Origin of the sequence: Streptomyces sp. NPDC097640, assembly GCF_040302705.1 — a bacterium.
In the GTDB taxonomy this organism is placed as follows: Bacteria; Actinomycetota; Actinomycetes; order Streptomycetales; family Streptomycetaceae; genus Streptomyces.
On the sequence record NZ_JBEOSB010000032.1, the window covers coordinates 101750 to 125198 of the forward strand.

Below are 23449 nucleotides of genomic sequence, written 5' to 3' on the forward strand. Positions count from 1 at the left end.
GCGCGTACCGGACCAACCGGTTTAACACTTGCGCGGATTAAGATGCGCGCCATGAGCTTTGGGCAAGGGGGGCCTTATGGGCCCGGGGGAGGCTACGGGCCCGGGGGTGCTCAGCCGCCGACGCCGGACTGGGCGGCGCTGGCCGACGACAGCGCCAGGCGCGGCCGCCGCCGCAAGCTGCTGTTCATCGGCGGCGGGGTGCTCGCGACGGCCGCTGTCGGGGCGATCGTGGCCACGGCCGTGATCAGCAGCGGCGACAAGGGAAAGTCCGCCAACAAGTCCGACAAGTCGGCCAGTCAGCTGCCGGCGCCCCAGGACCTGCCGAGCGAGTCCCCGACCCCTGAGCCGACGTTCTCCGACGTCGCGCCGCCGGCCCCGCCGAAGCCGCTGGACATCCTCTCCAGCGCGCAGCGGGACAAGGCGCCCATCAGCACCGGCACTCTCTTCCCCGACAAGAAGGCCGTGGGGAACGGCCGCGAGTACGCCAAGGGCTCCACCGCGGCCACCAAGAGCTGTGCCACGGCGGCCCAGGGCAGCCTGGTCCCCGCCCTCACCGGCAACGGCTGCCGCCAACTCTTCCGCGCGACGTACTCGAAGGACGGGGTCGCGGTCACCGTCGGCATCGCCGTCTTCGACACCAAGGCGGCGGCGGAGCGGGCGAAGGAGCAGGCGGGGCCCAATGTGGCGTCCCTGTCGGGCGGCGGCGTGCCCGCCTTCTGCCGCCAGTCGGACTGCCGCGCCTCGGCCAACGCCATCGGCCGCTACGCCTACTTCACCATCGCCGGATACACCTCCGGCGCGGATGTGACCTCCTCCGACACCAAGGCGCTGGAGGCGGGGCGCGATATCGCGGACTACGCCTTCCGCCGCATCCTGGAGCGCGGCAACCAGCAGGCGTCGGCGGCGGCGACGGCCTCGAACTGACACCGCGCACCCGCCCGACCCCGGTCTCCGCAGCCGGGGTCGGGCGGGGCGTCACATCAACCCGTCAGGGGCTTCAGCCCGTCAGGGGCTGCAACCCGTCAGGGGCTTCAGGCCTTCAGGGCCTTCTCCAACTTGGCGACCTGCGCCGAGACCACGGCCTCCGGGATTTCGGACTTGGCGGGGTTCGCGATGTTCACGCCGAAGAACACGGACAGGTGCGTGCCCGAGCGCACGACGGTGAACTTCACGGCGGCGCCCTCCTGCTTGTCGGTCACCGTGTAGGCCAGCGCCTCGTCGCCGAGCTTCGGCGCGGTCAGCGTGTCCACCTTCGAGATGTCCGCCTTGTCGCCGGACCCGTCGGTCGCCTTGAACCCACCGGCGCAGGTCTTGAGGGCACCCCGCAGGTCCGAGATGGTCTGCTCGGCGCCGGCCTCCGCGTACGAGGACACCCGGATCATGCCCGTGAGGCCCAGATCCGCGTCGTCGCCGCCCGCGGCGGCGCCGGAGGCGAACGTCGCGTACGCCGAGGCCTTCGGCACCGGGTTCTGCTCGGCCCCCATCATCTGCGCCAGCGGCTGGCACTCGGTCTTCGCGGCCTTGGCCGCTCCGCCGTCCGCGTACTCCTTGTCGGTCATCTTCTCGACCTCGAAGCCCTTGACGTCGGCCTTCACGATCACGGCCTTGTCCAGATCGGCCTTCGAGAGCGGCGCCGCGAGCGCCTTGTCGCCGCCCGGCGTCTTCTCCGTCGTCTGCTCTGACGACTTGTCGGACTTCTTGTCCCCGTCGGAGTCGCCGCTGCACGCGGTCACCAACCCCAGCGCCGCCACGGCCGTGACCGCCAGCACGACGCGCGACACAGACTTACTCACTTTTTGTCCACCCTTTGTTGATTCTCCCGCGATCGCGGTTGGGGTCATCAAACAACGGGTTGCGCGCGATCGAACAGCGGTTTCCATGACGATCCGGTATCGCCGAAAAGGTTGCCCCTCGCCTGATCACGAGATCGCAACGGCCCAACGCGCCGTCCAGCGGCGGGGCCGGGAACCCCTCACACCGGCGCGGGGGCAAGAAGGGCGGCCGCGTCGGCCGCCTGTGCCGTGACGTGTGCGGCCGCGCGGGCGGCTCGTCCGGTCACTCGCCAGGCGAGCATACGTACCGCGATCGCCGGCGTCGGCGGAAAGATGCCGAGCTGCCCGAGCATGGCGACATCGTCGCGCACCGCCTCGTGCACGGCCACCTTGCCGTCGCGCAGGCCGAGCACATGGATCTGTTCAAAGTCGATCTCGCGCCCGGTAGGGGGTATCGCCTGGTCGAGGGCGCCCTCGCGGAAGCGGACGAAGGGGCCCGTATGGCGACCCTGCATGCGCAGCCGCACCCAGACCTGGTCGCCGTCGCGGGCCGTGCCGAGGACGGGGAAGCGCAGGTCGCTGAAGGCCGACCGCATCCACGCGCCCGAGGCGAGGACCCCCGACGGCCCCGGAGTCGCGCAGGCCGGGGGCGAGACGACCGCTTCCCGGTTGTGGAAGTCGTCGTGCACCACGTCGGCCGCCAGTGCCGCGTCTCCCGTCTCAAGTACGCGGAAGAGCCCGTGGGCCAGATCCGTGACGTTCATTGCTCATACCTCTCTCGCGCCCGTGACGGCTCATTGAGGAATTGAGGTTACATGGAACCTAATGAATACTCCATTCATGTAATGACGCTCGCTAAGATGGCACCATGGCGTCGAAGCGCACCTACGTCTCCCCCTTGCGCGAGCAGGCTGCCGCGCAGACGCGTGCGCTGATCCTCCGGCAGGCCACAGAGCTCTTCGCCGAGCGCGGCTATGGCCGTGTCACGGTCGCGGACATCGCCTCAGCGGCCGGGGTCGCCGCGAAGACCGTCTTCGCGAGTGTCGGGAGCAAGGGCGACATCCTGGATCGGATCGTGGACCAGGGCGTAGCCGACTCCGGCTACGAGCAGGCCATGCGGCAGATACTCGCCCTCCGGACACCCGAGGCGGTCCTCAAGGCGCTGGCGCAGGGCACCCGCATGGGGAACGAGGGCCAGTTCACGGTGCACGAGGCGATCCGCAAGGCGCTGCCCGTCCATGAAAGCGGCGAGGCACTGTGGGAGCGCGCCACCGCCGCGTACCGGGACGCACTCACCGCCGCCGCCCATCACCTGCACACGCTCGCTCCGGCGCCCTCCCGCACCGTGCAGGAGACGGCCGGCCTGCTGTGGTTCTGGTTCGGCCCCACCGGCTGGCGCACCTTGGTGGTCGAGAACGGCTGGTCGTGGGATCAGGCCGAGAGCGTCCTCTGCCGTACGGCGATCGCCACTCTTCGCTGAGCCGGCGGCGGGCGGGGTCGTCCCGTCGAGGCGACCGCGACGCCCGACCCTCGCGGAAGGTTGTGCTGGACGGCCCAGATGTGGGGCATCGCATATCACCTGCCGCATAAGCAACCTTTCCCGCGCCCAACGGTCTTACCGACCGATCGATGCTTACCGAACCCATACCGGCCCCATACCGGGCTCATGTGGGCGTGTTTCACAGTGGTTTGCGAGTTGAGCGCATTACGTGAAGCTGAACGGGAGGCAGCGGCGCGACGGTCCGCCCAGGCCGCGCCTACATCACCATGAAGATCTCATTCCTGCTGCACAACGCGTACGGCATAGGCGGCACCATCCGCACGACCTTCAACATGGCCGGCGCGCTCGCCGCCCGCCACACCGTTGAGATCGTCACCGTCATGCGGACCCACGACGCGCCCAGCCTCCCCCTCCACCCCGCCGTCCGCATCACCCCTCTGATCGACCGGCGCCCGGACGCGCAGACGAGCGACGCGGACGACCCCCTGCTCACCCGCCCCACCGCGCACATCCCCGCCGCCGAGGCCAAGGGCACCACGAACTTCAACGCGCTGACCGACCAGCGCCTCGCCGCCTACCTCGCGGACACCGACGCCGACGTGGTCATCGCGACCCGCCCCGGACTCGTGATCTACCTCGCCGAGTTCGGGCAGGCAGGCCGCTGTCTGCCGATCGGGCAGGAGCACCGGATCTACGGCACCCACGAGGCCGCCCTCCGCGCCGCCTGCGACGCCGCGATCGCCCGCCTGGACGCGTACACCACCGTCTCGGCGGCCGACGCGGCGACGCACCGCGCCCATCTGCCCGGCGTGGCCACCCGTATCGTCGGGCTGCCCAACGGGGTCCCCGCCACCGAGGTCGAGCCCTCCGACGGCTCGGCGAAGCTGGTCGTGGCGGCCGGCCGGCTCATCCCCGTCAAGCGGTACGACCTGCTGGTGGAGGCCTGGGCGACGGTCGCCGCCAAACACCCCGACTGGCACTTGCGCCTCTACGGCCGCGGCCCCCAGCAGCCGATCCTCCGCCGCCGGATCGACGAACTCGGCCTGGCCGACCACGTCACGCTCATGGGCGCGCACTCCCCCATCGAAACCGAATGGGCCAAGGGCTCCATCGCCGCCGTCACCTCGCGCGAGGAGTCCTTCGGCATGACGATCGTGGAGGCCATGCACTGCGGCGTGCCCGTCGTCGCCACCGACTGCCCCCACGGGCCCGGCGAGATCATCACTCACGGCCAGGACGGACTCCTCGTCCCCGTCGGCGACAGCGACGCCATCGCCAAGGGGCTGCTGAGCCTGATCGAGGACGACGAACTGCGCCGCACCATGGGCGCGGCAGCCCGCACAGCCGCCCAGCGGTACGCGCCTGAGCGCGTGGCGGAGGCGTACGAGCAACTGTTCACGCAGCTCTACGAGGCACGCGGCACGTCCGCCCCCGCCACCCGGCGCGGCCGCGGCCCGCTGCGGGGGCTCGCCACCCCGGGGACGCCCCTGAAGACCGCACTCAAGGGCGCGGTCAAGCAGCTGATCCGCAAGCCGCTGCGCCCCAGCGCCTCATGCCGCGTCGACGCCGACGGCAACCTGACCGTCCTGATCGACCGTACGGACGTACGCGGCACCCACCTCGCGCTCACCCTCACCCGCCGCGACGACCACGACGGCCAGGGGGCCGCCCTCCTCACCCTGCCCCTGCGTCCCCCCGCCACCGACGACGCCCCCTGGACCGCGCTGCTCGACCGCCGCGCCCTCACCCTCGCGGAGGGGCGCTGGGACCTGCATGTCATACGCCCCGGCGACGGCGCCCGCCGCCGGGTGGTCTGCCGCTTCGCGGAGGGGCGCGGCCTGCTGGACCTGGAAGATCCGTCGCCCGACGCCCCGTTCTCCTGGTGGATCCCGTATCGCACCGTGGGCGGCCATCTCGCCCTGCGCACCTGGCACCGCCAGGCCCACGCCGAGGCCCGCACCATCCACGCCGACGCCGAGGCGCTCAACGTGGCCGGCACCCTGCACGGCACCGCCTTCCCCGCGGGCGCGACCCCCACCGTCCTGGCCGTCCCCCGCGGCGGCCCGTCCCGCCCCTTCACCATCCCCGTCACCGCCCTCGGCCCGGCCGAGTTCCGCGCCACCATCCCGTACGACCGGATCCGCGAGGCCCACACGGACTCGCCCAAGGCCCCGGTCTGGGACCTGACGCTCCGTCTCGGGCCGGAGGCCGGGGTCCCGGCCGACGCGGCTCCGCTCCGCGTCGGCCGGATCATGGGCGACATCGTCGACCGCAACAAGACGGACCTCTACCCGTCCACCGACGGCATCCGCCCTTACCTCACCAAGGCCAACAACCTGGCGGTCACGTGCCCGAGCCCCGGGAAGTGAGCCCGGAGGTGGGGTCCCCAGGTTCGAAGATGTTCGAGCCGGACTCAAGGAGGGAGAGCATCGACACCGCCTCCTTGCCGAGCGCCCCCTGGAAGACACGCACCTCGTCGACGGCCCCAGAGAAGTGGTCACTGCTGTCGGAACCGGTCGCAGCCCGGCCGACGTCGAGGCGCGTCGTGGAGAGGTCCCAGGAATTGACCCACAGGGTCTCCGCGCCGGCCAGTTCCCCATTGACATAGAGCCGAACCTCGCGGGCCGCCGCGTCGTACACCAGCGCCAGGTAATCGCCGATACCCGCGTCGCTGGGGTATGTGCCCACATCCCGGGCCGTGCTGACCGTGGCTCCGCTGTCGTCCCGACTCGTCACCGCGAGCTCCCACCTCTGCGTGAAGGGCGAGTAACGCACCACCGCAGCCTGGGCCGATTGACCGGAAAGGCTCAGGACCGTCTGGTTCCCATCCGTGTCCAGGGACGACAGCCGGGCTCGGGCAGCGATCGAAAAACTGTCCTCGGGCGCCAGCAGCCCGGCGGCCCGGCCGGCGAACGCGCTGGTGCCGTTCAGGGCCAGATGCCCGTTACCGCTGAGGGCATACGCATTCGGATCGACCACGCAGTCCGGGTCCATGCCGGGGTCACACCCGGGATCCGCCGGGGTGTAGATCGACGCGCCGCCGTGCAGTGAGAGCCCCGCTCCCGCCGGCTCGTCCGGTCGCTTCGGATCCATGTCGGGGGCGACGCCGCCAGCGGCGGACTCAAGGGGCCAGTAAGCGACCTGGTGCGGCTCCACAGTGCCCAACTCCTCGGCGCCGGGCGCGGGGACGACGCGGTCGTACGCCCGCACATCCGCCACGGTACCCCGCAGATGGCCGGCGTAGCCGGAGCCGGACCTCTCGCGCCCGATCTGCAAGCCGCCGGTACCGCCGGCCACCGTACGGCCAGGCCGGATGTCCTCCTTCACCAGGCGCCCGTTCACATACAGCCGGAGGCTGCCCGCCTCGGCGTCGTACACCCCCAGGAGATGGATCCAGCTCTGCCGCGGCGCGGCACCACCCGACACCGTCCAAGACAAGGACCTGCCCTCGGCGGGCGACGCGCGAAAGGCCCAGGAACCTGCCTCATCGTCATATCCCAGGGCGAAGGCGGGCCCGTCGGTGCCGTCCTGGCTGACCACGGTCATCGAGCGGGACGGCCGATCGGGCAGATACACCCAGGCCCCCACCGCGAACGCCTTACGCGTGTCGAGCGCCGACCCACCCGCGTCCAGGTACGCATCGCTCGTGCCGTCCAGGGCCGCCGCCGTACCGGTGTTCCAACCGTGGCCCGGGTGCCCGAACGTCACGCCCGGCCCGGCCGTGGCCGACAGGGCGGATCCGCTGCCCTGGGCCTGTTCCGCCCCCTCCGGGTCGTCGAGCCGCCAAGCGGCCTTGGGAGCCCGCCCCGAGGCGACCAGGAACCAGGAAGTGCCCGTCCCCACGGTGGAACCCTCGCTGTCGTACACCCTCACGGACAGGTGATACACACCTGCGTTCTCCGGCATGAAACGAAAGGTCACGGGACCGCCAGGAACAGACGGGGTTAGGGTTGCCCGGCCCTGACCGGTCAGTTCGTACTGGTACTTCACCGCGTCGGGGGACGCGGCGTCGAGCGTGAAGCTGCCGTATTCTCCCGCGCCGTCATACCACTGCTTGTCGTCCGGATACCGGTCCGAGGTGATGGTCACCGGCTGGGTCTCCGCCGCGGCGGCCGAAGTCGCCCCGAACGGCAGCCCGGCCGGCAAGTCCGCCACCCCCACTGCGACCAACATGGTCAGCGCCGCCGTCACCGACCCGGCGCGCACCCAGCGTCTGTGTCTGTGGCCGTCTCTTCCGTCTCGCTGTCGCATTCCCCACCCCTTGTGATCAGATCATCTGGCGCAAGGGAGACTTCCCGAACAGGCGTGCGTGTACAAGGCGGTAACGGGCCAACAGTACTGCTGACTCTCAGCAGCAGCCCGCCCCAGGCACCGGATGCGCCAGCGGCAGCGAACGCCTGTTGCGGGCCTCGCGGTTGCGGGCGGCGAGTTGGTCGTCCGGCGGGTAGCCGACCTGTTCGAGGGTCAGGCCGTGGGGGCGGACGACATGGACCGCGGAGTCGCGGACTCCGGCAGCGAGGACCTTGGCGGGCCAGTCCGCCGGGCGGTGGCCGTCGCCGACGAAGAGGAGGGCGCCGACCAGGGAGCGGACCATGTTGTGGCAGAAGGCATCGGCCCGGACGGTCGCCGTGATGATGCCGTCGGCGCCGCGCTCCCAGCTGAGGTGCTGGAGGGTGCGGATGGTGGTCGCGCCGTCGCGCTTCTTGCAGTACGCCGCGAAGTCGTGCTCCCCGAGGAGCTGCTGCGCGGCCTCGTTCATGGCGTCCACGTCCAGCGGCCAGTCGTGCCACAGCACATGGCCGCGCAGCAGCGGGTCGACTCCGCCGGGGTGGTCGACGACGCGGTAGGCGTAGCGGCGCCAGATGGCGGCGAATCGGGCGTTGAAGCCGGGCGGGGCCTCCGCCACGGACCAGACGCGTATGTCGTGCGGGAGCCGGCCGGCCAGGCGGCGCAGCAGCTTCTCGCGGTGTTCGGCCCAGATGGGCTCCGGGAGGTCGACATGGGCGACCTGGCCGCGCGCGTGCACGCCCGCGTCGGTGCGGCCGGCGACGGTGAGGTCCACCGGGTCCTGCATGCGCATGACGACCTGTAGGGCGCTCTCCAGCTCGCCCTGCACGGTGCGCACCGTGTCCCGGCCGCGCTGCTTGGCCCAGCCCGAGAAGTCGGTGCCGTCGTACGACAGGTCCAGCCTGACACGTACGTAGCCTTCGGGCGCCTCGTCCGTCACCCGGAAATCCTCTCCATGCAGGACGGGCCCGCCCCCAAGTCGCTGGGAGCGGGCCCGTCACCTCAAGCCGCGAAGCCGTCAGAACGACGCTCAGGCGTCCTTGGACTCCTCCGCCGGGGCCTCAGCGGCCTCCGCCGGAGCCTCGGCCTCGGCGGCCTCGTCCTTCTTCAGGCCCTCGAGCGCCTGGTCGCCGGCAGCGTCCTTCGCGGTGCGCTTGGTGGCGGCCTCGGCCTCGCCGACAGCCTGCTGCTGCACGGTCAGCGCCTCGACCAGCTCGATGATCGCCATAGGCGCGTTGTCGCCCCGGCGGTTACCGATCTTGGTGATGCGGGTGTAGCCACCCGGCCGGTTCTCGTAGCGCGGGCCGATCTCGGTGAAGAGAGTGTGCACGACGCTCTTGTCACGGATGGTCTGGAGCACCAGACGGCGGTTGTGAAGGTCGCCCTTCCTCGCCTTGGTGATCAGCTTCTCCGCGACCGGGCGCAGGCGGCGGGCCTTCGCCTCGGTGGTCTTGATGCGACCGTGCTCGAACAGCGAGGTGGCGAGGTTCGCCAGCATGAGCCGCTCGTGCGCAGCGCTGCCGCCCATACGGGCGCCCTTGGTGGGCCTCGGCATGTGTTTCTCCTTGGGTCTGCACCGGCCGTATGAGGTACCGGTGTCAGTTACCGACGGGCGAGCGCCCGCCGGAAGTTCTGGGCAGAACCGAGGGCCCCGGGCTCAGAGCCCGGGGCCCGGTGGTTCAGTACTGCTCGGTTTCCACGAAACCGGCGTCCGCGTCGTCGTCGGCGCCGAAGGCGTCGGCGGCGGCGGTCGGGTCGAACCCGGGCGGGCTGTCCTTGAGGGCCAGGCCCATGCCGGCCAGCTTCGCCTTGACCTCGTCGATCGACTTGGCGCCGAAGTTGCGGATGTCGAGCAGGTCCGCCTCGGAGCGCGCCACGAGCTCACCCACGGAGTGGATGCCCTCGCGCTTGAGGCAGTTGTACGAGCGGACGGTGAGCTCGAGCTCCTCGATCGGCAGCGCCAGGTCGGCGGCCAGGGCGGCGTCCGTCGGGGACGGACCCATGTCGATGCCCTCGGCGTCCACGTTCAGCTCACGCGCCAGACCGAACAGCTCGACCAGGGTCTTACCGGCCGACGCCATGGCGTCACGCGGACGCATGGCCTGCTTGGTCTCGACGTCGACGATCAGCTTGTCGAAGTCGGTGCGCTGCTCGACACGGGTCGCCTCGACCTTGTACGTGACCTTGAGCACCGGCGAGTAGATCGAGTCGACCGGAATCCGGCCGATCTCCTGGCCGACCTGCTTGTTCTGCACGGCGGAGACATAGCCGCGACCGCGCTCGACGGTCAGCTCCATCTCCAGCTTGCCCTTGCCGTTCAGCGCGGCCAGGACCAGGTCGGGGTTGTGCACCTCGACACCGGCCGGCGGCGCGATGTCGGCGGCGGTGACCAGACCCGGGCCCTGCTTGCGCAGGTACATCACGACCGGCTCGTCATGCTCCGAGGAGACGACCAGCTGCTTGATGTTGAGGATCAGGTCGGTGACGTCCTCCTTGACGCCCGGCACGGTGGTGAACTCGTGCAGGACCCCGTCGATCCGGATGCTGGTGACAGCAGCGCCGGGGATCGACGACAGGAGCGTACGACGCAGGGAGTTGCCGAGGGTGTAGCCGAAGCCCGGCTCCAGCGGCTCGATCACGAACCGGGAGCGGAACTCGTCGACGACCTCTTCGGTCAACGAGGGACGCTGAGCGATCAGCATGGTGTTCGGTCCTTCAGTCGTGGGCGCCCGCTATATGACGCCCTCTGTACTGACGATGGTACGGGCGGCACGGGCCAAACGGCTCGTACCGCCCGTAACCCGAGCTACTACCTCGAGTAGTGCTTACTTCGAGTAGAGCTCGACGATCAGCTGCTCCTGCACCTGGGTGTCGATCACCTGGCGCTCGGGCAGCGAGTGCACGAGGATCCGCAGCTGCGACGGAATGGCCTCCAGCCACGCCGGCACGGTGCGCTCGCCGGCCTCGGCCTGAGCCACCTGGAAGGGGGTCATGGTCCGGGACTTCGGGCGAACCTCGATGATGTCGTTCACGGCGACGCGGGCCGACGGGATGTCGGTCTTGCGGCCGTTCACGTTGATGTGGCCGTGGCGAACCAGCTGCCGGGCGTGGTCGCGGGACTTGGCGAAGCCGGCCCGGTAGACCACGTTGTCCAGCCGCGACTCGAGGATGCGAAGAAGGTTCTCACCGGTCTTGCCGGTCTTCTTGTTCGCCTCCGCGTAGTAACCACGGAACTGCTTCTCAAGGACACCGTAGATGCGGGTGGCCTTCTGCTTCTCACGGAGCTGCAGCAGGTACTCGCTGTCCTTGGTGCGCCCGCGACCGTGCTCACCCGGGGGGTAAGGACGGATCTCGATCGGGCACTTCGCGCTCTCGCACTTGCTCCCCTTGAGGAAGAGCTTCTGCTTCTCCCGACGGCAACGCTTGCAGTCGGCCCCGGTGTAACGCGCCATTTTCTGGTATCTCTCCTACTTCAGCTGGTCAGACGCGCCGACGCTTGGGCGGGCGGCATCCGTTGTGCGGAGTCGGAGTGACGTCCTGGATCGAACCCACCTCCAGGCCGGTGGCCTGAAGCGAGCGGATCGCGGTCTCACGGCCGGAGCCCGGACCCTTGACGAACACGTCGACCTTGCGCATGCCGTGCTCCTGCGCGCGGCGGGCGGCCGACTCGGCGGCCATCTGCGCGGCGAACGGAGTCGACTTGCGCGAGCCCTTGAAGCCGACGTGGCCGGCCGAGGCCCAAGAGATCACGTTCCCGGTCGGGTCGGTGATCGAGACGATGGTGTTGTTGAACGTGCTCTTGATGTGAGCGTGCCCGTGGGCGACGTTCTTCTTCTCCTTGCGGCGCACCTTCTTGGCGCCGGCCGTACGGCTCTTCGGAGGCATTCGGTGTATCTCCCGTGGAGGTGGTCGGTCCTACAGCCGGACCGCTTGAACAGCGTCCGGTGCGGACTACTTCTTGCCCGGCTTCTTCTTACCGGCGATGGCGCGACGCGGGCCCTTACGGGTGCGGGCGTTGGTGCTGGTGCGCTGACCGTGGACCGGCAGGCCGCGGCGGTGACGCAGACCCTGGTAGCAGCCGATCTCGACCTTGCGGCGGATGTCGGCCTGGATCTCGCGACGGAGGTCACCCTCGGTCTTGATGTTGTTGTCCACGTACTCGCGGATCTTGACCAGGTCCTCTTCAGCCAGGTCGCGAACGCGGGTGTCCGGGTTCACGCCGGTGCTGGCGAGGGTCTGCTGGGCAAGGGTGCGGCCGATGCCGAAGACATAGGTCAGGGCGACCTCGACGCGCTTCTCGCGCGGGAGGTCTACGCCTGCGAGGCGTGCCATGAATCTGGCTCCAGATGGTTGTCGGAGGTCTTCCGCAGCACCACTCCCCGCCGCCGCGCGGCGGCCGCCGGGTCCCCGGCCTCCGACCGGGGGTGTCGTCCCCGCCGGAGCGGGCACGGGTGACTGCGTATGTACGTATTGTTACGCGTCGCGCGAAGAAACTGCGAAGTGCAGGTCGTGCGGCCAGGCGTACGTCAGCCCTGGCGCTGCTTGTGGCGCAGGTTGTCGCAGATGACCATGACCCGACCGTGGCGGCGGATCACCTTGCACTTGTCGCAGATCTTCTTGACGCTCGGCTTGACCTTCATGGGTGTGAGGTTCTCCGGGTCTTGAGATCTACTTGTAGCGGTAGACGATCCGTCCGCGCGTCAGGTCGTACGGAGACAGCTCCACGACGACCCGGTCATCGGGCAGGATGCGGATGTAGTGCATGCGCATCTTGCCGCTGATGTGCGCGAGGACCTTGTGACCGTTCTGAAGCTCCACCTTGAACATCGCGTTCGGCAGAGACTCGATCACGGTGCCCTCGATTTCGATGGCGCCTTGCTTCTTGGCCATGTCCTGCTTTCGGGATCGGCTACCTTGATCGGTTCGCGACATGCCGAAGGACACGCGTGAGCCGACGTGTCAGTCTACGTCAGCGCCTCGAGAAACACGAATCCAGGGCAGTCTGCCCGGTCCCATAGATCATTAAGCCGGTCGGGATCTTACGCCAGCGGGTCCGGCGCCGTCTGGATGCCGTACTCGGCCAGTTTCGCCGCCCCGCCGTCCACGGCCGTCAGCACCAGCGGACCCTCCTCCGTCAGCGCGACCGTGTGCTCCCAGTGGCTGGACCAGGTGCCGTCGTCCGTCTTGACCGTCCAGTCGTCGGACAGGACGTGGGTCTTCGCGGTGCCCAGGCTCACCATGGGCTCGATCGCGATACAGAAGCCGGGCACCAGCCGCGGGCCCTTGCCGCGCTTCTTCGAGACATAGTTCAGCAGGTGCGGGTCCATGTGCATCTGGCTGCCGATGCCATGGCCGCCGTAGTCCTCGATGATCCCGTACTTGCCGGAGGCCGGGCGCGGCTGGCGCCGGATGTAGCCCTCGATGGCCTTGGAGATGTCGATCAGGCGGTGGCCCTTGCGGACCGCGGCGATGCCGGCCCACATGGACTCCTCGGTCACCCGGCTCAGCTCGAACAGCTCGGGCGCGTGGCCCTCGCCCACGAAGACGGTGAAGGCGGCGTCGCCGTGCCAGCCGTCCACGATCGCGCCCGCGTCGATGGAGATGATGTCGCCGTCCTTGAGGACGGTCTCGCGGTCCGGGATGCCGTGCACCACGACATCGTTCACCGAGGTGCAGATGGTCGCGGGGAAGCCCCCGTAGCCGAGGAAGTTCGACTTGGCGCCGTGGTCGGCGATCACCTTGCGGGCGACGTCGTCCAGGTCCTTGGTCGACGCGCCGGGGACGGCCGCCTCGCGCGTCGCCTGGTGGATGGCCGCGACGACCAGTCCCGCCTCACGCATCTTCGCGATCTGCTCGGGGGTCTTTATCTCCACCACTAGGACTGCCTTCCCGCGTTTCCGCCATGTGTGTGTAGTGCCCAGCCGCCTGCTCAACAGTACGGCCGCGACGCCCGATGGGCACCGCGGCCGTTGGCCGGATCTTTCCAGGCTGCCTCAGGCCGCCTTGGCCGCCAGCGCGTCCATGGCCCGCTGGGTGACCTCGGAGACCTTGCCCAGCGCGGGGATCGTCACGACCTGGCCCTTGGCCTTGTAGTAGTCGATGATCGGCTCGGTTTCGCGGTGGTAGACCTCCAGCCGCTTGCGAACCGTCTCCTCGCTGTCGTCCTCGCGCTGGTACAGCTCGCCGCCGCACGCGTCGCACACGCCCTCGGTCTTCGGCGGGGCGCCGGTGACATGGAAGACATGGCTGCTGTCGTTGCGGCAGATGCGCCGCCCGGCGATGCGCCGGACGACCTCGTCCTCGGGGACCTCCAGGTCCAGCACCGCGTCCAGCGAGATCTGGTTGTCCCGGAGGAACTCGCCCAGTGCCTCGGCCTGGGCCAGATTCCGCGGGAAGCCGTCCAGGAGAAAGCCCGGCGCGGCGTCCGGCTGACGCATCCGGTCTTCGGCCATGCCGATGGTGACCTCGTCCGGCACCAGCTGCCCGGCCCGCATGTACTCCTGCGCCTGCCGGCCGAGCGGAGTGCCCTGGCTGATGTTCGCGCGGAAGAGGTCCCCCGTGGAGATGTGCGGGATCGACAGGTTCTTGGCGAGGTACGCGGCCTGCGTACCCTTGCCAGCCCCAGGAGGCCCGACGAGGACGATTCGCATCAGCGGAGGAACCCTTCGTAGTGTCGCTGCTGAAGCTGGCTCTCGATCTGCTTCACGGTCTCCAGGCCGACGCCCACGATGATCAGGATGCTGGTTCCGCCGAACGGGAAGTTCTGATTGGCATTGAGCGTCACCAGCGCCACCGTGGGCACCAGGGCGATCAGTCCCAGATAGAGCGAACCCGGCCACGTAATACGGTTCAGCACGTAGCTCAGATACTCCGCCGTGGGACGACCCGCCCGGATGCCCGGGATGAACCCACCATACTTCTTCATGTTGTCGGCAACTTCTTCGGGGTTGAAGGAGATGGCCACATAGAAGAAAGCGAAGAAGACAATGAGCAGGAAGTACGTGGCGATGTAGTACGGGTGATCGCCCTTGACGAAGTTGGTCTGGATCCACTGCGCCCAGCCCGCTTTGGACCCGCTGAACTGAACGATCAGCGCGGGAATGTAGAGCAGCGAGGACGCGAAGATGACGGGAATCACACCCGCCTGGTTGACCTTCATCGGAATGTAGGTCGACGTACCGCCGTAAGAGCGACGGCCGATCATGCGCTTCGCGTACTGGACCGGAATGCGGCGCTGTGCCTGCTCGACGAAGACCACCAGGCCGACCATGACCAGGCCGCACAGGACGACCAGGCCGAACTCCAGCCAGCCCCCCATGATCTTGCCCTGCTGCTTGATCGTCCACATGGCGCTCGGGAACCCGGCCGCGATCGAGACGAACATCAGGATCGACATGCCGTTACCGATGCCGCGGTCGGTCACCAGCTCACCGAGCCACATGATCAGCGCGGTGCCCGCGGTCATCGTGATCACCATGACGACCGTGGTGAAGATCGCGTCGTCCTTGACGATCTGGTTGCCGACCGTGCAGGCCTGGAAGAGCTGGCCGCTGCGGGCGGTGGCCACCAGGCCGGTGCCCTGAAGGATCGCGAGAGCCACGGTCAGATAGCGGGTGTACTGTGTGATCTTCGCCTGACCCGACTGGCCCTCCTTCTTGAGGGCCTCGAGGCGCGGGATCACCACGGTCAGCAGCTGAAGGATGATGCTCGCCGTGATGTACGGCATGATCCCGAGCGCGAAGATGGTGATCTGCAGCAGCGCGCCGCCGCTGAACATGTTGACCAGGCCGAAGAGGCCCTGCTGGCCCTTGGCCTGATTGATGCAGGTCTGGACGTTCGAATAGTTAATGCCCGGGATCGGGATATGTTGCCCGAGCCGGAACAGCACGATGATGGCCAGCGTGAACAGCAGCTTCTTGCGCAGGTCGGGCGTCTTGAACGCCCGGGCGAACGCGGTGAGCACGGTGCCTCCTGCGCCCCCCGCGTCAGGCGCGAGAGGTGACGGTCTTGAGGATCGACGAATACTTATCGGCCAGGGCCCGCGCAAGCACGGGCCGCGCGGAAGGTAACAACGCACGCCACCTTACCGGCGACCTGGCCCCCCTTGGAACGACCAACCGGGGATGCCCCGTATCTGGGGCATCCCCGGCCAGGTGTGCCACCGTTCTCAGACGAGTTCGGTGACCGTGCCTCCGGCAGCGGTGATCTTCTCCTTGGCGGAGCCGGAGACGGCGTCGACCGTCACCTGGAGCGCCACGGAGACCTCACCGGAGCCAAGCACCTTGACGAGCTGGTTCTTGCGAACCGCGCCCTTGGCGACCAGGTCGGCCACCGTGACCTCGCCACCCTGCGGGTAGAGCGCGGCCAGCTTGTCCAGGTTCACGACCTGGTACTCGGTGCGGAACGGGTTCTTGAAGCCCTTGAGCTTCGGGAGCCGCATGTGGAGGGGCATCTGCCCACCCTCGAAGCGCTCCGGAACCTGGTAGCGGGCCTTGGTGCCCTTGGTGCCACGACCGGCGGTCTTACCCTTGGACGCCTCACCACGACCGACACGGGTCTTGGCGGTCTTGGCGCCCGGGGCGGGCCGGAGGTTGTGGACCTTCAGCGGGTTGCTCTCCGCCATGTCAGTCGACCTCCTCGACCGTCACGAGGTGCCGCACGGTCTGCGCCATGCCGCGGAACTCGGGGCGGTCCTCCTTGACAACCGTGTCGCCGAGCCGCTTGAGGCCGAGCGAACGCAGGGTGTCGCGGTGGTTCTGCTTGCTGCCGATGAACGACTTCGTCTGCGTGATCTTCAGGCGGGCCATGCTTACGCACCCACCCCGGCACGCGCCCGCAGCAGAGCGGCGGGGGCGACGTCCTCGAGCGGCAGACCACGGCGGGCCGCGATCTCCTCGGGGCGCTGAAGGCCCTGGAGAGCGGTCACCGTGGCGTGCACGATGTTGATCGGGTTCGACGAGCCGAGCGACTTGCTGAGCACGTCGTGGATGCCCGCGCACTCCAGCACGGCGCGCACCGGGCCACCGGCGATCACACCGGTACCGGGCGAAGCCGGCTTGAGCAGCACGACGCCCGCGGCCTTCTCACCCTGGATCGGGTGGGGGATGGTGCCGGCGATCCGGGGGACCTTGAAGAAGTGCTTCTTGGCCTCCTCCACACCCTTGGCGATGGCGGCCGGCACCTCCTTGGCCTTGCCGTAACCGACACCCACGGTGCCGTCACCGTCGCCCACCACGACCAGCGCGGTGAAGCTGAAGCGACGACCACCCTTCACAACCTTGGCGACGCGGTTGATCGCGACAACGCGCTCGACGTAAGCGGTCTTCTCGGCAGCAGCGCCGCCGTCCCGCCGGTCCTTCCGGTCCCGCCGCTCGCCGCCACCGGCGCCGCCACCGCGGCGCTGGGGTCCAGCCATTGGATTTACCTCTCTCGTTTAAGTCCGCTGTGCGTAGGGACCTGGGCTAGAACTTCAGCCCGGCCTCGCGGGCGGCGTCCGCCAGAGCGGCGATACGCCCGGCGTACTGGTTGCCACCGCGGTCGAACACGACGGCCTCGACGCCCGCCGCCTTGGCCCGCTCGGCCACCAGGGCGCCGACCTGCTTGGCCTGCGCGCTCTTGTCACCCTCGCCGCCACGGATGGACGTGTCCAGGGTCGACGCCGAGGCCAGCGTGTGGCCCGCGATGTCGTCGATGACCTGCGCCACCATGTGACGGTTGGAGCGCGTCACCACGAGGCGGGGGCGCTCGGTGGTACCGGAGATCCGCTTGCGGACGCGGATGTGACGGCGCTTGATGGCAGCAGCCTTACGGGCGTTGCCCTTGGCAATCTTCACACCGTATGCCATGGCTTACTTACCAGCCTTTCCGACCTTGCGGCGGATGACTTCGCCCGCGTACTTCACGCCCTTGGCCTTGTACGGGTCGGGCTTGCGCAGCTTGCGGATGTTCGCGGCGACCTCGCCGACCTTCTGCTTGTCGATGCCCTCGACGCTCAGCTTGGTCGGGGACTCCACCTTGAAGGAGATGCCCTCGGGGGCTTCAACCACGATCGGGTGGCTGTAGCCCAGGGCGAACTCCAGGTTGGAGCCCTTCGCCTGGACGCGGTAACCGACACCGCTGATCTCGAGCGCCTTGCTGTAGCCCTGGGTCACGCCGGTGATCATGTTCGCCACCAGCGTGCGGGACAGGCCGTGCAGGGCCTTGTTCTGACGCTCGTCGTTCGGGCGGGTGACAACGAGGTTGTTGTCCTCACCCTTGGCGACCTCGATGGGCGCGGCGACGGTGTGCGAGAGAGAACCCTTGGGGCCCTTCACTGCGACCGTACGGCCATCGATGGTGACGTCCACACCAGCGGGAACCTGGATGGGCAGCCGTCCAATTCGCGACATGGCTCTTCCTCCGTTCCCTGGTTACCAGACGTAGGCGAGGACTTCCCCACCCACACCCTTCTTGCCTGCCTGCTTGTCGGTGAGCAGCCCGTGCGACGTGGAGATGATCGCCACGCCCAGGCCGCCGAGCACCTTCGGCAGGTTGGTGGACTTTGCATAGACCCGCAGACCCGGCTTCGAAATCCGCTTGATGCCGGCGATCGAGCGCTCGCGGTTGGGGCCGAACTTCAGCTCGAGGACGAGGTTCTTGCCGACCTCGGCGTCCTCGACCTTCCAGCCGGTGATGTAGCCCTCCTGCTGGAGGATCTCCGCGATGTGCGACTTGATCTTGCTGTGCGGCATCCCGACGGAGTCGTGGTACGCCGAGTTCGCGTTTCGCAGACGGGTCAACATGTCTGCGATCGGATCGGTCATGGTCATGATGGCCTTCGGCCTCTCTCGCCGGGGTTTCCTATCTGCGCCATCCCTCTCACCCAACTCAACTGTGGGCACGGGTGCGGCGCGGGGACCTACGGCGTAGTAAGACGATATTGGGCAGCGAGTGCCCAACCCCACAAGCCTACGGGATCGTGGGGCGGGCTCCCGCCATCCATTTGCTTACCGAGAGTCCTGGTTCATCCCTCTTGAGGGATTACCAGGAGCTCTTGGTCACGCCCGGCAGCTCGCCACGGTGAGCCATCTCACGGAGGCACACGCGGCACAGGCCGAACTTGCGGTACACGGAGTGGGGCCGGCCGCAGCGCTGGCAGCGGGTGTACCCGCGCACACCGAACTTCGGCTTACGGGCGGCCTTCGCGATCAGAGCCTTCTTCGCCACGGTCAGTTCTCCTTGAACGGGAAGCCGAGGAGACGAAGCAGGGCACGGCCCTCCTCGTCGTTGGACGCCGTGGTCACCACGGTGATGTCCATGCCCCGCACCCGGTCGATCTTGTCCTGGTCGATCTCGTGGAACATGACCTGCTCCGTGAGACCGAAGGTGTAGTTGCCCCGGCCGTCGAACTGCTTGGGCGACAGACCGCGGAAGTCGCGGATGCGCGGCAGCGCCAGCGACAGCAGGCGGTCCAGGAACTCCCACATGCGGTCACCGCGGAGGGTGACGTGGGCACCGATCGGCTGGCCCTCGCGCAGCTTGAACTGCGCGATGGACTTACGGGCCTTGGTGACGGCCGGCTTCTGGCCGGTGATCGTGGCGAGGTCGCGGATGGCGCCCTCGATCAGCTTGGAGTCGCGGGCGGCGTCGCCCACACCCATGTTGACCACGATCTTGGTGAGACCGGGGATCTGCATGACGTTCTCGTAGGAGAACTGGTCCTTCAGCTTGCCCTGGATCTCTTCGCGGTAGCGCAGCTTGAGGCGCGGTGCAGTGGTGGTGGTGGCAGTCATCAGATGTCCTCACCGGTCCGCTTGGCAACGCGGATCTTGTTGCCCTCGTCGTCGAAGCGGTATCCGACGCGGGTGACGACCTTCTTGCCGTCCTTCTCCACCACGAGCTGAACGTTGCTCACGTGGACCGGAGCCTCGGTGGTCACGATGCCGCCGGTCTTCGAGCCACGAGCGGTCTGCCCGGCCTTGGTGTGCTTCTTGACCCGGTTGACACCCTCGACCAGGACGCGGTCCTCGCGGGGGTAGGCCTGGATGACCTTGCCCTGCTTGCCCTTGTCCTTGCCGGTGATGACCTGAACCAGGTCGCCCTTCTTGATCTTCATCGGTTACAGCACCTCCGGCGCGAGCGAGACGATCTTCATGAACTTCTTCTCGCGCAGCTCACGGCCCACCGGGCCGAAAATGCGGGTGCCGCGGGGGTCGCCATCGTTCTTGAGGATGACGGCCGCGTTTTCGTCGAAGCGGATGTACGAGCCGTCCGGGCGGCGGCGCTCCTTGACGGTGCGCACGATGACCGCCTTGACGACCTCGCCCTTCTTCACGTTGCCACCGGGGATCGCGTCCTTGACGGTGGCGACGATGACGTCACCGATGCCCGCGTAGCGGCGACCGGAACCACCGAGAACACGGATGCAAAGGATCTCCTTCGCCCCTGTGTTGTCGGCGACACGCAGTCGCGACTCCTGCTGGATCACGTCTATCTCCTGATCGTCTGCCGGTTCCCGGCAGGGGCCGTGTGATACGGACCCCTGCCGAGCCTGGCGGAACTGGCCTGAGGGCTGCTGCCCTCAGGGGATTACTTGGCCTTCTCGAGGATCTCGACGACGCGCCAGCGCTTGGTCGCGGACAGCGGCCGGGTCTCCATGAGGAGGACACGGTCGCCGACACCCGCGGCGTTCTGCTCGTCGTGCGCCTTGAGCTTGTTCGTACGGCGGATGACCTTGCCGTACAGCGCGTGCTTGACGCGGTCTTCCACAGCGACGACGACGGTCTTGTCCATCTTGTCGCTGACGACAAGGCCCTCACGGGTCTTGCGGTCGCCGCGCTCGTTCGTTTCAGCAGTCACATTCGTCTCGCTCATCAGGCGCTCTCCACCGTCTCGATGCCGAGCTCGCGCTCCCGCATCAGGGTGTAGATCCGGGCGATGTCCTTGCGGACTTCCTTCAGCCGGCCGTGGTTCTCGAGCTGTCCGGTCGCCGCCTGGAAGCGGAGGTTGAACAGCTCTTCCTTGGCCTCACGGAGCTTGCCAACGAGGTCCTCGTTGTTCAGCTCACGCAGCTCGGACGCCTTGGTACCGGCCGCCATCACGACTCACCTGCCTCGCGCCGCACGATCCGGCACTTCATCGGGAGCTTGTGAGCAGCGCGGGTGAGCGCCTCACGCGCAGTCTTCTCGTTCGGGTAGGACAGCTCGAACATCACCCGACCGGGCTTGACGTTCGCGATCCACCACTCCGGCGAACCCTTACCGGAACCCATGCGGGTTTCGGCCGGCTTCTTCGTCAGCGGACGGTCCGGGTAGATGTTGATCCAGACCTTGCCGCCACGCTTGATGTGGCGGGTCATCGCGATACGCGCGGCCTCGATCTGGCGGTTGGTGACGTACGCGGCGGTGACGGCCTGGATGCCGTACTCGCCGAACGCCAGCTCGGTGCCGCCCTTGGCCATACCCGACCGCTTCGGGTGGTGCTGCTTGCGGTGCTTGACCCTGCGAGGGATCAGCATGTCGGTCAGGCCTCCGTTCCGGTGCTCTCAGCAGCCGGAGCAGCGGTCGCGGCCTCGGCCTTGGGGGCCTCGGCTGCGGCGTTCTGCTGCTGCGGCTTACGGCCGCGGCCGCCACGCTCGCCACCACGGCGCTGCGGGCGGTCGCTGCCGCCACCGCGCGACGGGCGGTTGCCGGCGCGGGCGGCGGCGTTCTCGGCGCGGACCTCGGCGATGTTCTTGACGTCGCCCTTGTAGATCCAGACCTTGACGCCGATGCGGCCGAAGGTCGTACGGGCCTCGAAGAAGCCGTAGTCGACGTTCGCGCGGAGCGTGTGCAGGGGCACGCGGCCCTCGCGGTAGAACTCCGAGCGGGACATCTCGGCGCCGCCGAGACGGCCGCCACACTGGATCTTGATGCCCTTGGCACCGGCCTTCATCGTGGACTGCATCGACTTGCGCATCGCACGACGGAAGGAGACGCGGGAGGACAGCTGCTCGGCGACGGCCTGGGCCACCAGCTGAGCGTCCACCTCGGGGTTCTTGACCTCGAGGATGTTCAGCTGCACCTGCTTGCCGGTGAGCTTCTCCAGCTCGCCGCGGATACGGTCGGCCTCCGCGCCGCGGCGGCCGATGACGATGCCCGGCCGGGCGGTGTGGATGTCGACGCGGACGCGGTCACGGGTGCGCTCGATCTCCACCTTGGAGATGCCCGCGCGCTCCATGCCCTTCGTCATCATCCGGCGGATGGCGACGTCTTCCTTGACGTAGTCCTTGTACAGCTTGTCGGCGTACCAGCGGGACTTGAAGTCCGTGGTGATGCCGAGCCGGAACCCATGCGGGTTAACCTTCTGGCCCATTACCGGGTTCCTTCCTTGCTGCTGACGACCACGGTGATGTGGCTGGTCCGCTTGCGGATCCGGTAGGCGCGGCCCTGGGCGCGCGGACGGAACCGCTTCAGGGTCGGGCCCTCGTCGACGTATGCCTCGGAGATGACAAGGCTGTCGGCGTCGGTGTGGTCGTAGTTGTGCGCGGCGTTGGCGATGGCGCTGTCCAGCACCTTGCCCACCGGCACGCTCGCGGCCTGCGGAGCGAATCGCAGGACCGCCTGAGCCTCCGTGGCACTCATGCCACGGATGAGGTCCACCACGCGGCGGGCCTTCATGGGCGTGACGCGGATGTACCGCGCCTGGGCCCTGGCTTCCATGGTTGTCCCTTCGGTGTCTGTCTGAGTCATTCGCTTGTTCCGCAGATCAGCGACGACGCGACTTGCGGTCGTCCTTCTCATGGCCGCGGAAGGTGCGGGTCGGCGCGAACTCGCCGAGCTTGTGGCCGACCATCGACTCGGTGACGAACACCGGGACGTGCTTGCGGCCGTCGTGCACCGCGATCGTGTGGCCGAGCATGGCCGGGACGATCATCGAGCGGCGGGACCAGGTCTTGATGACGTTCTTGGTGCCGGCTTCGTTCTGGACATCCACCTTCTTGCTCAGGTGGTCGTCGACGAAGGGCCCCTTCTTGAGACTGCGCGGCATCTAAACCCGCTCCTAGCGCTTCTTGTTCGTCTTGCGGCGGCGGACGATGTACTTGTTGCTGGCCTTCTTCGGCGAGCGAGTACGACCCTCCTTCTGGCCCCACGGCGAAACCGGGTGACGGCCACCGGAGGTCTTGCCCTCACCACCACCGTGCGGGTGGTCAACCGGGTTCATCACGACACCACGCACGGTCGGGCGGACGCCCTTCCAGCGCATACGGCCGGCCTTGCCCCAGTTGATGTTCGACTGCTCGGCGTTGCCGACCTCGCCGACGGTGGCGCGGCAGCGGATGTCGACCAGGCGGACCTCACCGGAGGGCATGCGCAGGTGCGCGAAGGAGCCCTCCTTGGCCAGCAGCTGCACGGAGGCACCCGCGGAGCGGGCGAACTTCGCGCCGCCGCCGGGCCGCAGCTCGATGGCGTGGATCGTGGTACCGACCGGGATGTTGCGCAGCGCCAGGTTGTTGCCCGGCTTGATGTCGGCCCCGGGGCCGTTCTCGATCCGGTCGCCCTGCGACAGGCCGCGCGGCGCGATGATGTAGCGCTTCTCACCGTCGGCGTAGTGCAGCAGCGCGATGCGCGCGGTGCGGTTGGGGTCGTACTCGATGTGTGCGACCTTCGCCGGGACGCCGTCCTTGTCATGACGGCGGAAGTCGATCACGCGGTACGCACGCTTGTGACCGCCACCCTGGTGGCGGACCGTGATGCGGCCGGCGTTGTTACGACCACCCTTGCTGTGCAGCGGGCGGACCAGCGACTTCTCCGGCGTGGACCGCGTGATCTCGACGAAGTCGGCGACGCTGGAGCCACGACGGCCCGGGGTCGTCGGCTTGTACTTGCGGATACCCATTTCTCAGTCCTCGGAAGATTCCGGACTTCTGGAC

General features: G+C 68.2%; 34 protein-coding genes. 3 read left to right on the forward strand and 31 right to left on the reverse strand.

Going from position 1 to position 23449, the window contains the following annotated elements; genetic code table 11:
• Positions 1 to 51 precede the first annotated feature (51 nt).
• The gene (locus ABTY62_RS38295; protein WP_352133996.1) at positions 52 to 924 is read left to right on the forward strand and encodes a hypothetical protein; all 873 of its coding nucleotides are present in this window, start codon (positions 52 to 54) and stop codon (positions 922 to 924) included.
• Positions 925 to 1031: 107 nt separating this feature from the next.
• Here the strand turns inward: ABTY62_RS38295 and ABTY62_RS38300 are convergent, their stop codons facing one another.
• Both ABTY62_RS38300 and ABTY62_RS38305 read right to left on the reverse strand, forming a co-directional pair.
• Positions 1032 to 1793 carry a hypothetical protein gene (locus tag ABTY62_RS38300; RefSeq protein WP_352133997.1) on the reverse strand — a complete coding sequence of 254 codons (762 nt, stop codon included), beginning with the start codon at positions 1791 to 1793 and terminating at the stop codon, positions 1032 to 1034.
• Positions 1794 to 1972: 179 nt separating this feature from the next.
• Positions 1973 to 2536, reverse strand: a complete 564-nt coding sequence (locus ABTY62_RS38305; RefSeq protein WP_352133998.1) for an ester cyclase — start codon at positions 2534 to 2536, stop codon at positions 1973 to 1975.
• 104 nt (positions 2537 to 2640) lie between these two features.
• Here ABTY62_RS38305 and ABTY62_RS38310 point away from each other — a divergent pair, with 104 nt between their 5' ends.
• Together ABTY62_RS38310 and ABTY62_RS38315 are read left to right on the forward strand one after the other, a co-directional pair.
• Positions 2641 to 3252, forward strand: a complete 612-nt coding sequence (locus ABTY62_RS38310) for a TetR/AcrR family transcriptional regulator (RefSeq protein WP_352133999.1) — start codon at positions 2641 to 2643, stop codon at positions 3250 to 3252.
• Positions 3253 to 3539: 287 nt separating this feature from the next.
• Positions 3540 to 5642 (forward strand): glycosyltransferase family 4 protein, encoded by a 2103-nt coding sequence (locus tag ABTY62_RS38315; protein ID WP_352134000.1) that lies wholly within the window; start codon positions 3540 to 3542, stop codon positions 5640 to 5642.
• Here ABTY62_RS38315 and ABTY62_RS38320 read toward each other — a convergent pair.
• The 29 genes from ABTY62_RS38320 to rplB all read right to left on the reverse strand — a co-directional run bounded on the left by ABTY62_RS38320 (position 5617) and on the right by rplB (position 23415).
• A complete protein-coding gene (locus ABTY62_RS38320; RefSeq protein WP_352134001.1) occupies positions 5617 to 7464 on the reverse strand; it encodes a laminin G domain-containing protein in 1848 nt (615 codons plus the stop codon). The genes ABTY62_RS38315 and ABTY62_RS38320 overlap by 26 nt on opposite strands.
• 157 nt (positions 7465 to 7621) lie before the next feature.
• Complete coding sequence (gene truA, locus ABTY62_RS38325) at positions 7622 to 8500, reverse strand: tRNA pseudouridine(38-40) synthase TruA (protein WP_352134002.1); 879 nt, start codon at positions 8498 to 8500, stop codon at positions 7622 to 7624.
• Positions 8501 to 8590: 90 nt separating this feature from the next.
• Positions 8591 to 9115 carry a 50S ribosomal protein L17 gene (rplQ, locus tag ABTY62_RS38330; protein WP_352134003.1) on the reverse strand — a complete coding sequence of 175 codons (525 nt, stop codon included), beginning with the start codon at positions 9113 to 9115 and terminating at the stop codon, positions 8591 to 8593.
• A 124-nt stretch (positions 9116 to 9239) separates the two neighbouring features.
• Positions 9240 to 10262: a DNA-directed RNA polymerase subunit alpha gene (locus tag ABTY62_RS38335; protein WP_311726671.1), complete on the reverse strand. Its 1023-nt coding sequence runs from the start codon at positions 10260 to 10262 to the stop codon at positions 9240 to 9242.
• A gap of 123 nt (positions 10263 to 10385) precedes the next feature.
• Complete coding sequence (rpsD, locus tag ABTY62_RS38340) at positions 10386 to 11012, reverse strand: 30S ribosomal protein S4 (protein ID WP_311726670.1); 627 nt, start codon at positions 11010 to 11012, stop codon at positions 10386 to 10388.
• Between the two features lie 28 nt (positions 11013 to 11040).
• Positions 11041 to 11445: a 30S ribosomal protein S11 gene (gene rpsK / locus ABTY62_RS38345; RefSeq protein WP_009715860.1), complete on the reverse strand. Its 405-nt coding sequence runs from the start codon at positions 11443 to 11445 to the stop codon at positions 11041 to 11043.
• Positions 11446 to 11511: 66 nt separating this feature from the next.
• A complete protein-coding gene (gene rpsM / locus ABTY62_RS38350) occupies positions 11512 to 11892 on the reverse strand; it encodes a 30S ribosomal protein S13 (RefSeq protein WP_089509683.1) in 381 nt (126 codons plus the stop codon).
• A gap of 194 nt (positions 11893 to 12086) precedes the next feature.
• The gene (gene rpmJ / locus ABTY62_RS38355) at positions 12087 to 12200 is read right to left on the reverse strand and encodes a 50S ribosomal protein L36 (RefSeq protein WP_003956441.1); all 114 of its coding nucleotides are present in this window, start codon (positions 12198 to 12200) and stop codon (positions 12087 to 12089) included.
• 28 nt (positions 12201 to 12228) lie between these two features.
• Entirely contained in the window at positions 12229 to 12450 is a 222-nt protein-coding gene (gene infA / locus ABTY62_RS38360) for a translation initiation factor IF-1 (protein WP_003956442.1), read from the reverse strand.
• A gap of 149 nt (positions 12451 to 12599) precedes the next feature.
• On the reverse strand, positions 12600 to 13436 hold the full coding sequence (gene map / locus ABTY62_RS38365; protein ID WP_352134004.1) for a type I methionyl aminopeptidase: 837 nt from the start codon (positions 13434 to 13436) through the stop codon (positions 12600 to 12602).
• A gap of 117 nt (positions 13437 to 13553) precedes the next feature.
• Entirely contained in the window at positions 13554 to 14210 is a 657-nt protein-coding gene (locus ABTY62_RS38370) for an adenylate kinase (RefSeq protein WP_352134005.1), read from the reverse strand.
• Positions 14210 to 15523: a preprotein translocase subunit SecY gene (secY, locus tag ABTY62_RS38375; RefSeq protein WP_352134006.1), complete on the reverse strand. Its 1314-nt coding sequence runs from the start codon at positions 15521 to 15523 to the stop codon at positions 14210 to 14212. The genes ABTY62_RS38370 and secY overlap by 1 nt, the downstream gene beginning before the upstream one ends.
• Before the next feature lie 204 nt (positions 15524 to 15727).
• Entirely contained in the window at positions 15728 to 16183 is a 456-nt protein-coding gene (gene rplO, locus ABTY62_RS38380) for a 50S ribosomal protein L15 (protein ID WP_201882635.1), read from the reverse strand.
• Between the two features lies 1 nt (position 16184).
• Complete coding sequence (gene rpmD / locus ABTY62_RS38385) at positions 16185 to 16367, reverse strand: 50S ribosomal protein L30 (RefSeq protein WP_352134007.1); 183 nt, start codon at positions 16365 to 16367, stop codon at positions 16185 to 16187.
• Between the two features lie 2 nt (positions 16368 to 16369).
• Positions 16370 to 16975, reverse strand: a complete 606-nt coding sequence (gene rpsE / locus ABTY62_RS38390) for a 30S ribosomal protein S5 (RefSeq protein WP_311726664.1) — start codon at positions 16973 to 16975, stop codon at positions 16370 to 16372.
• A 46-nt stretch (positions 16976 to 17021) separates the two neighbouring features.
• Complete coding sequence (rplR, locus tag ABTY62_RS38395; protein ID WP_311726663.1) at positions 17022 to 17405, reverse strand: 50S ribosomal protein L18; 384 nt, start codon at positions 17403 to 17405, stop codon at positions 17022 to 17024.
• Between the two features lie 3 nt (positions 17406 to 17408).
• Positions 17409 to 17948, reverse strand: coding sequence for a 50S ribosomal protein L6 (gene rplF, locus ABTY62_RS38400; protein ID WP_352134008.1), 540 nt, complete (start codon positions 17946 to 17948; stop codon positions 17409 to 17411).
• 21 nt (positions 17949 to 17969) lie between these two features.
• Positions 17970 to 18368, reverse strand: a complete 399-nt coding sequence (rpsH, locus tag ABTY62_RS38405) for a 30S ribosomal protein S8 (protein ID WP_352134009.1) — start codon at positions 18366 to 18368, stop codon at positions 17970 to 17972.
• A gap of 211 nt (positions 18369 to 18579) precedes the next feature.
• The gene (locus ABTY62_RS38410; RefSeq protein ID WP_003948630.1) at positions 18580 to 18765 is read right to left on the reverse strand and encodes a type Z 30S ribosomal protein S14; all 186 of its coding nucleotides are present in this window, start codon (positions 18763 to 18765) and stop codon (positions 18580 to 18582) included.
• A gap of 2 nt (positions 18766 to 18767) precedes the next feature.
• Positions 18768 to 19331 (reverse strand): 50S ribosomal protein L5, encoded by a 564-nt coding sequence (gene rplE, locus ABTY62_RS38415; protein WP_352134010.1) that lies wholly within the window; start codon positions 19329 to 19331, stop codon positions 18768 to 18770.
• Positions 19331 to 19654 (reverse strand): 50S ribosomal protein L24, encoded by a 324-nt coding sequence (rplX, locus tag ABTY62_RS38420; protein WP_014178777.1) that lies wholly within the window; start codon positions 19652 to 19654, stop codon positions 19331 to 19333. Before rplX ends, rplE begins: the two co-directional genes overlap by 1 nt.
• Positions 19655 to 19657: 3 nt before the next feature.
• The gene (gene rplN, locus ABTY62_RS38425) at positions 19658 to 20026 is read right to left on the reverse strand and encodes a 50S ribosomal protein L14 (protein ID WP_014178776.1); all 369 of its coding nucleotides are present in this window, start codon (positions 20024 to 20026) and stop codon (positions 19658 to 19660) included.
• Between the two features lie 101 nt (positions 20027 to 20127).
• On the reverse strand, positions 20128 to 20412 hold the full coding sequence (gene rpsQ, locus ABTY62_RS38430; protein ID WP_352134011.1) for a 30S ribosomal protein S17: 285 nt from the start codon (positions 20410 to 20412) through the stop codon (positions 20128 to 20130).
• Positions 20412 to 20636 carry a 50S ribosomal protein L29 gene (gene rpmC / locus ABTY62_RS38435; RefSeq protein ID WP_089509865.1) on the reverse strand — a complete coding sequence of 75 codons (225 nt, stop codon included), beginning with the start codon at positions 20634 to 20636 and terminating at the stop codon, positions 20412 to 20414. Before rpmC ends, rpsQ begins: the two co-directional genes overlap by 1 nt.
• Positions 20636 to 21055 carry a 50S ribosomal protein L16 gene (rplP, locus tag ABTY62_RS38440; protein ID WP_311726659.1) on the reverse strand — a complete coding sequence of 140 codons (420 nt, stop codon included), beginning with the start codon at positions 21053 to 21055 and terminating at the stop codon, positions 20636 to 20638. The genes rpmC and rplP overlap by 1 nt, the downstream gene beginning before the upstream one ends.
• A 5-nt stretch (positions 21056 to 21060) precedes the next feature.
• Positions 21061 to 21891 carry a 30S ribosomal protein S3 gene (gene rpsC, locus ABTY62_RS38445; protein ID WP_352134013.1) on the reverse strand — a complete coding sequence of 277 codons (831 nt, stop codon included), beginning with the start codon at positions 21889 to 21891 and terminating at the stop codon, positions 21061 to 21063.
• Positions 21891 to 22238 (reverse strand): 50S ribosomal protein L22, encoded by a 348-nt coding sequence (gene rplV / locus ABTY62_RS38450; protein ID WP_014054168.1) that lies wholly within the window; start codon positions 22236 to 22238, stop codon positions 21891 to 21893. Before rplV ends, rpsC begins: the two co-directional genes overlap by 1 nt.
• Positions 22239 to 22284: 46 nt before the next feature.
• Positions 22285 to 22566: a 30S ribosomal protein S19 gene (gene rpsS / locus ABTY62_RS38455; RefSeq protein WP_014054167.1), complete on the reverse strand. Its 282-nt coding sequence runs from the start codon at positions 22564 to 22566 to the stop codon at positions 22285 to 22287.
• Positions 22567 to 22578: 12 nt separating this feature from the next.
• Positions 22579 to 23415 (reverse strand): 50S ribosomal protein L2, encoded by an 837-nt coding sequence (gene rplB, locus ABTY62_RS38460; protein ID WP_089509694.1) that lies wholly within the window; start codon positions 23413 to 23415, stop codon positions 22579 to 22581.
• Positions 23416 to 23449 lie beyond the last annotated feature (34 nt).

Excerpts from the sequence above, each read along its gene's own strand:
- rpsC (WP_352134013.1), bottom strand. The coding sequence starts at position 21,891 with ATGGGCCAGAAGGTTAACCCGCATGGGTTCCGGCTCGGCATCACCACG.
- rpsS (WP_014054167.1), bottom strand. The coding sequence starts at position 22,566 with ATGCCGCGCAGTCTCAAGAAGGGGCCCTTCGTCGACGACCACCTGAGC.
- rpsH (WP_352134009.1), bottom strand. The coding sequence starts at position 18,368 with ATGACCATGACCGATCCGATCGCAGACATGTTGACCCGTCTGCGAAAC.
- rplQ (WP_352134003.1), bottom strand. The coding sequence starts at position 9,115 with ATGCCGAGGCCCACCAAGGGCGCCCGTATGGGCGGCAGCGCTGCGCAC.
- rplR (WP_311726663.1), bottom strand. The coding sequence starts at position 17,405 with ATGGCATACGGTGTGAAGATTGCCAAGGGCAACGCCCGTAAGGCTGCT.
- rplV (WP_014054168.1), bottom strand. The coding sequence starts at position 22,238 with ATGGAAGCCAGGGCCCAGGCGCGGTACATCCGCGTCACGCCCATGAAG.
- ABTY62_RS38295 (WP_352133996.1), top strand. The coding sequence starts at position 52 with ATGAGCTTTGGGCAAGGGGGGCCTTATGGGCCCGGGGGAGGCTACGGG.
- rplO (WP_201882635.1), bottom strand. The coding sequence starts at position 16,183 with ATGGCGGAGAGCAACCCGCTGAAGGTCCACAACCTCCGGCCCGCCCCG.
- rplE (WP_352134010.1), bottom strand. The coding sequence starts at position 19,331 with ATGACTGCCACCACCACCACTGCACCGCGCCTCAAGCTGCGCTACCGC.
- ABTY62_RS38305 (WP_352133998.1), bottom strand. The coding sequence starts at position 2,536 with ATGAACGTCACGGATCTGGCCCACGGGCTCTTCCGCGTACTTGAGACG.
- rpmJ (WP_003956441.1), bottom strand. The coding sequence starts at position 12,200 with ATGAAGGTCAAGCCGAGCGTCAAGAAGATCTGCGACAAGTGCAAGGTG.
- rpsM (WP_089509683.1), bottom strand. The coding sequence starts at position 11,892 with ATGGCACGCCTCGCAGGCGTAGACCTCCCGCGCGAGAAGCGCGTCGAG.
- ABTY62_RS38335 (WP_311726671.1), bottom strand. The coding sequence starts at position 10,262 with ATGCTGATCGCTCAGCGTCCCTCGTTGACCGAAGAGGTCGTCGACGAG.
- rplX (WP_014178777.1), bottom strand. The coding sequence starts at position 19,654 with ATGAAGATCAAGAAGGGCGACCTGGTTCAGGTCATCACCGGCAAGGAC.
- ABTY62_RS38370 (WP_352134005.1), bottom strand. The coding sequence starts at position 14,210 with ATGCGAATCGTCCTCGTCGGGCCTCCTGGGGCTGGCAAGGGTACGCAG.
- ABTY62_RS38315 (WP_352134000.1), top strand. The coding sequence starts at position 3,540 with ATGAAGATCTCATTCCTGCTGCACAACGCGTACGGCATAGGCGGCACC.
- rplP (WP_311726659.1), bottom strand. The coding sequence starts at position 21,055 with ATGCTGATCCCTCGCAGGGTCAAGCACCGCAAGCAGCACCACCCGAAG.
- ABTY62_RS38310 (WP_352133999.1), top strand. The coding sequence starts at position 2,641 with ATGGCGTCGAAGCGCACCTACGTCTCCCCCTTGCGCGAGCAGGCTGCC.
- rpsD (WP_311726670.1), bottom strand. The coding sequence starts at position 11,012 with ATGGCGCGTTACACCGGGGCCGACTGCAAGCGTTGCCGTCGGGAGAAG.
- rplF (WP_352134008.1), bottom strand. The coding sequence starts at position 17,948 with ATGTCGCGAATTGGACGGCTGCCCATCCAGGTTCCCGCTGGTGTGGAC.
- rpsK (WP_009715860.1), bottom strand. The coding sequence starts at position 11,445 with ATGCCTCCGAAGAGCCGTACGGCCGGCGCCAAGAAGGTGCGCCGCAAG.
- rpsE (WP_311726664.1), bottom strand. The coding sequence starts at position 16,975 with ATGGCTGGACCCCAGCGCCGCGGTGGCGGCGCCGGTGGCGGCGAGCGG.
- infA (WP_003956442.1), bottom strand. The coding sequence starts at position 12,450 with ATGGCCAAGAAGCAAGGCGCCATCGAAATCGAGGGCACCGTGATCGAG.
- rplB (WP_089509694.1), bottom strand. The coding sequence starts at position 23,415 with ATGGGTATCCGCAAGTACAAGCCGACGACCCCGGGCCGTCGTGGCTCC.
- rpmC (WP_089509865.1), bottom strand. The coding sequence starts at position 20,636 with ATGGCGGCCGGTACCAAGGCGTCCGAGCTGCGTGAGCTGAACAACGAG.
- rpsQ (WP_352134011.1), bottom strand. The coding sequence starts at position 20,412 with ATGAGCGAGACGAATGTGACTGCTGAAACGAACGAGCGCGGCGACCGC.
- rpmD (WP_352134007.1), bottom strand. The coding sequence starts at position 16,367 with ATGGCCCGCCTGAAGATCACGCAGACGAAGTCGTTCATCGGCAGCAAG.